At 37.1% G+C, this 7,046-nt stretch carries 3 protein-coding genes and 1 pseudogene; all 4 read right to left on the minus strand.

Annotated features, from left to right (window positions below):
* A pseudogene (locus RT445_RS17955) lies at positions 1-806 on the minus strand (iron-containing alcohol dehydrogenase); the annotation flags it as partial.
* A 56-nt stretch (positions 807-862) separates the two neighbouring features.
* Positions 863-1,972 carry a response regulator gene (locus tag RT445_RS17960; protein ID WP_312505795.1) on the minus strand — a complete coding sequence of 370 codons (1,110 nt, stop codon included), beginning with the start codon at positions 1,970-1,972 and terminating at the stop codon, positions 863-865.
* On the minus strand, positions 1,969-5,022 hold the full coding sequence (locus RT445_RS17965; protein ID WP_274794206.1) for a sensor histidine kinase: 3,054 nt from the start codon (positions 5,020-5,022) through the stop codon (positions 1,969-1,971). The genes RT445_RS17960 and RT445_RS17965 overlap by 4 nt, the downstream gene beginning before the upstream one ends.
* A gap of 190 nt (positions 5,023-5,212) precedes the next feature.
* The coding region (locus tag RT445_RS17970) for an S-layer homology domain-containing protein (protein ID WP_312505797.1) at positions 5,213-7,046 on the minus strand (1,834 nt) is incomplete at its 5' end.

The raw sequence follows: 7,046 nt of genomic DNA on the forward strand, positions 1-7,046 counted from the left end.
ATATTATGTGATGCCCAATCACCACGAGAACCAATCGATAAAAGGCCATTTAAGCCAATTGTTCCAGCTAATAGAATCGTTTCACGTAACTTAGTATTTTCTAAATCCTCTAGCAATTTTGGTGCAGTCGTAATGACTGTTCGTAATACCCCTTCACACATCTCATCAGTAATCGGGGTATTCGTTGTATTATGGAAATATTGTTCGAATACATGTGACATCATATCAACAATCCCATAAACAGTATGGTTTTTAGGTACGGTCACTGTATAGGCAGGATTGAGTATTGAAAATTTCGGGAACGCTGCTGGGCTACCCCAGCTTAATTTTTCCTCTGTAGCAGCATTGGTAATGACTGACCCCGAGTTCATTTCTGAGCCAGTAGCAGCAAGTGTTAATACTGTTCCTAATGGTAGGGCTTGCTCTACAACTACCTTACGTTTAACGATATCCCAAGCATCTCCATCATATTTTGCACCCGCAACGATTAATTTAGAACAATCAATAACAGAGCCGCCGCCAACTGCCAGCACTAAGTCGATTCCTTCTGTTTTACAAATCTCAATACCACGTCTAGCTGTTTCTACACGTGGATTTGGTTCTACACCACTTAATTCAAAAATCGTTTTACCAGCCTGCTGTAATTTGTCCATGACAGCCTTGTACACACCGTTAGCCTTGATGCTTCCACCACCATAAACAACTAATACTTTTTTTCCATATAGCTCTAATTCTTTCGGCAGCTTTTCTAGCGCATCCTCACCAAAATGTAGCTTCACTGGGTTATAAAATGTAAATGAATCCATGTCATTCGCCCCTTTCTTCTTGGATTTTCTCATATTCCTGTTGAAGAAAGCAAAGATTACACTTTCGACATGTAATCATTATAAATTTTATGAATGTTCTCAGGGACAGGCATATTAATCTCCGCTAATTTTTCCTGAATGGCTTCGTAGCACTTCGTACAATCCTGTTTTTTATTTTGCGAGATTAAAAATTTTAACAAAAGAAACATATACTTTTCATTAAATTCATCTAGCTCTAGCAATTTTTGCAGGCAATTATATTTCAACAATGAATTAACAGAATTTGAATGGGCAATATATGTTTCAAGCACATGCATTACACCCTGCTTTAAACGAAGTCTCATTTGAATAGCCCATGAATATTCCTCCTCAGCTAAAAAATCACCTTCATAGCAATTCAATAGTTGCTGAATGGAATCTTCATCATGCGCACTCTGTTCCAATAATTGGTTCAGATAATCAAAATCACTTTTAATTTCTACATTTAATTGATAGTGGTTATTAATTAATTGAATGGAATCTTGCATTCCATTTTCTTTTAGCAGTTTTCTTAATTGATAGATCGTCGTATGTAAATTACTTGTCGCCTTCTCAAAATCTAAATCTGGCCATAATTCCTCTATAATGACAACATTCATCATAGGCTTTTTTTGATGAAACCATAGATATAAAAACAGCTCGCGTGTCTTCCTAGTACGCCACTTAATGACCTCCTGCTTAGCATCGAGTAAATAAAAACTGCCTAAAGTATGCGCATATATAGAATTCTCATTACGAACGGGTTGTGCTTCTACTTGTAATTGCATTTTCTTCTGCGCTTTTACTAATGCATTGACCAGTCGTTTTTCATGGACAGGCTTTAATAAATAATCTGTTGCCTCTACTTCAAATGCATCCACAGCAAATTGTGCATGGGCCGTCACAAAAACTATTTGTAAGGATGGATGCTTTTCTAGCAATTGTTTAGCCACTTGCATACCATGCATATCAATCATTTCAATATCTAAAAAGACAAGATCAACTGACTCTTTTTCAAGAAAACGGAGGGCATCCGCTGCATTTGTAAATGCCCCCTTGATGTCAATCTGAAATTGCGTCAGCCGCTGTAGCATGATGCTTAAAACATCGATTGCCATTTTTTCATCATCAACAATAATTATGTTCATGCTCCACCACCCTCTGGTAATAAAACGACAATAGTGGTCCCTTTTCCTTCCTCGCTGTATAAACGTAAACTTGCATTTTTCATTAATTTGAATTTCTTTAACGGATTCATAAAGCCAATACGGGTACTTTCTTCATTTACCAGCTGATGAAGTTTTTCCTCAGGGATACCAACACCATTATCATAGATTTTAATGCGGACAAACTGCCCCTCACGCTGTACACTGATCTCTACTGTACCGCCCTCTTGTTTTTTAGAAATACCATGGAAAACAGCATTTTCAACTAATGGCTGAATAGATAATGCAGGAATCATTAAATGAATGGATTCATCAATATCATATTTAATCGTTAAACGATCACCAAAACGCATCTTTTCAATATATAAGTATGCTTTTACCAGCTCCATCTCTTCTTCAACAGAGACAAAGCTATTTCGATAATGGACATTAAGCTTGGCTCGGAAATACGTTGCCAAACAATAAAGTGCTTCACGAGTATTGTCCATATCCGTATAGCTCAAACCAATAATTGTATTAAGCGTGTTATACACAAAATGTGGCGTGACCTGTGAATACAAATAATTCATTTCTACTTCTATGGCATCTATTGAAGATTGACGAACAGCTAACAAAGATTCAATGCGAATAAATAATTCATCCATTGAAATAGGTTTTTGTAAGTAATCATTTGCACCAACTTTTAAAGATAACACTAAATCAGAGTGCTTCATGATTGCTGTTAAGATAATGATCGGCAATTCCAGCATATCATATTGTTTGCGTACTCGTTTACATAACTCATAACCAGACATCCCATTCATCATTAAATCTATTAACATACAATCTACTTTATTTGCTTTAATATAATCTACAGCATCAAAGCCATTATCAACAGCTATCACTGTATATCCTTTGACAGCTAATGCGTCAGCTAAAGCTTTTATATTGACATGATTGTCATCCACAACAAGTATTTTTTTATCATTTCCTTTATGAATAAGTGGTAAGTTAAGCTGGAGTACCTCAGTAGTTGTCTGTGTGACAATCGCAGGTGATTGCTCAATGCTAACATTTTCACCAGTTGCAAGTGGCATTGTAAACGTAAAGGTTGTCCCTTGTCCTAAAGTACTTGTTACATGAATGTCACCATTTAATTTTTCAACAATATTTTTAGTAATACTTAATCCCAAACCGAGCCCTTCTTTTTTATGTTGATTATTTACTTGATAAAAGGCATTAAAGATACGATCTAAATCCTGTGCAGGAATGCCAACGCCTGTATCACTCACTTGGATCACCATATGCTCTTCATTGACATAAGCCGTCACTACGATTTCGCCATTTTCTGTGTATTTCATGGCATTATGCAGTAAATTATAGAGCACTTGCTTAAAGCGTAACTCGTCTGTCCATATAGCTGGCAGCGCTAAATCAACTTCAGCATGTAAACGGACTTGACTATTCTTAGGCATCACACTAAGAATTTCTTCTACTACCTCATTGACAACAGAGATAGGGACTTGACGAGGAGAAACTCTTACTTCACCCGTCATTTGGTTGGATGAAAACAATAAATCCTCTACTAAATGTCCTAAACGCTGTGTGACATTATGGATCAAAATGACTTGCTCCTGTTGCGTCCGCTTCAACGGTCCCTGCCCACCTTCCATTAAGGTTTTTGATAAATTTAAAATACCATTAAGGGGGGTACGTAATTCATGGGATGTTTTTAGTAGAAATTCATCCTTCATTTGATTGTGTGCTAGCAATTCTTCTGATAAAGTTTGGATTTTCTCAAATGCTTGATTAGCCCGGTAATTTAATAATGAAGCAAAGCCGAATAAGATCAGTAAAAACAGCACAAATTCTGTATAATCAATCGGTATACCAAATATAAAATTAATAACAAGTAAAATCGTATAACAACAAATAGCTGAAATAACGATTAATACATAACGAACACCTTCAAGTCGATTTAACATCACCCGGATCAGAATCCAAACATTATAGAAAATAACGGGTAACGTTACACTGATATACGCTATTTTCCTCAGGAACACCTCTAAATCAGAAGACGCTCTTGCATTTTGAGTAATTGGATTGTAAAAACCGTAAAATACAAAAACAACACTGAGTAAGGCCACAAGCATATAAATAACTTTTCTCTTTTGTAATTGTGGGTACATCGTATAAATAAATAATGTTAATGAAAGGAGCGCTATTGGAATCGAACCTAGCTGTAAACGCAATTGATCGATTGGTACTATATCAGAAAATAATAGGAAAAATACTTTTTGATTAATAAACGACATATAAAATCCTAATGAAATCGTAAATAGGCCAAAAAACAGTTCTTCTTTACGTCTACGATTCTGTATATAGGTAAAAGTATAAACGACCCCAATAACGATATGCCCAATGCTGATTAATGCATCTAAAAACACTTTCCAATTATAATGCTGTTGAATAACCTTCTTTTTGCCAAATTCAATAGGATAGACGATACCAGGCTGAAAATTATTGTAGTTCACAACATGAATAATGATGTCTAATTCTTTATTTTCACTATAGGCGTAGACAGTATATCTATCATCATTTTCAGAGCCATATTCGCTTAGCACTGTACTTACTTTTCCTTTAGCCCCTACCTCTACACCATTTAAAAAAACACGATTAGCCTGTCGAATTGATCGAATATATAACCCATAAAATCCATCTTTCGGAACCTCTACTTTGACGTGGTAGGTGCCAACCTCAATCCCTTCTTCATTTGGCTGTACATATTTCCCCCAATCAAAAGGAACATCAAGTGTAAGCCGTGTATTTTCATAGTTATCAAGCTTTTCCCATGAAGGAATTAAGACATTAGGATAAAAAGCCCATTCTCCTTCTAGCTTTATTGGTTTTTGTAATTGCTCCTCCTCTATTTTTACAACACCTTCATGTACCGTTTGAAGATGATTATTGGAGAAATAATGCCAATTGCTAAAGAAAAAGACCATAACAAACAGCATGATAATACTCACAATAAGTAGGATATTCTTTTTCATTATCACGCCTCCGTAGACGAGTAAATTCTTATGTATGTTAACATCATATTGCTTATATTTTTTTCAATCAACTCCTTTTGAATAGTAACATAGAATGCATGAACAAAATCTGAACAAGAAATCATTTGAATGAATTAAATCTATTAAAAAAACAGGCTAAGGATTTTACCCTAGCCTGTTTAAACTATCATTATTTTGAAAGCTGTTCTTTGCCATCCTCATCAATAAAATATTTGTGAGAGTTAGCTGCTTCTTCGATTTCTTTGAAAGCCCAGTGTGTAGCTTTCACATCTGGGAAGCTTGGTTTTGCCACACCTTGTAATGGACCACGTTCAAACATGCGGTTCATCATCACAACAGCCTGTGCACGTGTTAACGCTGCATTTGGTGCAAAGCTTCCATCCTCAAGACCGTTGATGATGCCTGAGGCGCGATTTGCTTCAATGATCCATTGTGCCCAGTGGCCTTTTGTATCCTTGAATGTAATCGCCACACCTTCTTCTACAGAAAGCTGTTTATAGTTGGCTACGACTGCTGCCATTTCAGCACGTGTAATGTTGGCATTTGAGTGGAAGTTGCCGTATTGATCACCATTCATAATGCCTTGTTCTTTAACAAAGGCAATTGCTCCTGCAGCACTATGGTCTTTTGCTACATCTTTAAATGGTGCTTTATCTACTGCTTGTCCTTCTGTGTAGCCTAAAATACGAGCCATCATGATCGCTACCTGTGCACGTGTTACGTTCTTATCAGGACCGAATGTACCGTTCGGGAATCCTTTAATATAAGCCTCGTGCTCACTTACCTCTGGTTTTTCAAATTGAATAATTGTAAATGTACTAAACTTCTCTACAGTGAAACGTAGACCCAGTTCACCCTTCGCCATTGTTACGACTTCAGGGAACACTACTTTTTTCTCGCCATCTGAGTGTTCAATGAATACAGCTAATTGATCAAGGAATGCTTGACGCTCTGCTGCCACTGTTGGTACATTCACACCTTTTAAAGGTAGTGTTACTTGAACAGGACGACTTGGCATATTCGTTTCAATTGTCATTGGACGTGCCACAACATGTACATCATCACTTTCTAGTGTTTCACGTACGACTTGCTCTGCTTTTGCACGTTCCTCAATCGCTTGACGCTCACTTTCCTTCTTCACTGGTACTAAACGGAAGTAGAAGTTGTCGTCAATGCCTTCCATTGAGCTATGCGGAATCGCAATATGACCATTTTCAGTAGAAATTTCTAATGATAAACCATTGTCACGTAACGTTTGGAGAGATTGTTTTGGTACTTCTACAGTTACTTGATCCACTTCATCATTGACATCAGGAATAACAATACGTGCAATGCTATTACCAATTTGTTTCGCTTTTTCTACTGCTTCTAGTGCTTGCGCTGGTGTTAAGTTGACAAAGTCTGTTACGTCACCATTCGCATGCTTCGTACGTTCAATTTCCACTGTTGTTTTTTCAAGTGGATTGTCACCGTCAATTTCAAGTTCTACCTGAATTTTTGTTTTTGTTTCACTTGGTGTCGGTGTTACCGGTGGTGTTGGATCTGGCGTCCATGTACCTCCGCCGCCTGAATTACCTCCGCCTGTATAGGCTTCACGGTATACTTTAATCGTGTAATGTTTCACATTGCCGTTTCCATCTGCCACTGTGATCACAATAATATTTTCCCCTACTTGTAGTGGAATTTGTTCAAGGGTACCTAGTTGTCCATTGACCGTTGTTGTCACCGAAGCACCTGGAATAATTGGTGTTGCTAAGAACGATAATTGTGATGTGGCATAATCAACGTTCATCGTATAATCTGTTACTTCTGAAGAGAAGCTTGGACTTAATGTGCCTTGAGATGGTATTAATGAGCCTAGACCTGGTGTTAATACAGGTGGCGTTTTTGTATTGATAGTAATCGTCTTGTTAATCGAAGTTGTTTCGCCATCTTTTTCTGCCGTTATTTCAACTGTGTAATCACCATCTGGTAAATCCTTTGTTGGCTCAAAGCTCCACGTA

Source organism: Lysinibacillus sp. (assembly GCF_032093475.1).
GTDB classification, from domain to species: Bacteria; Bacillota; Bacilli; order Bacillales_A; family Planococcaceae; genus Lysinibacillus; species Lysinibacillus irui.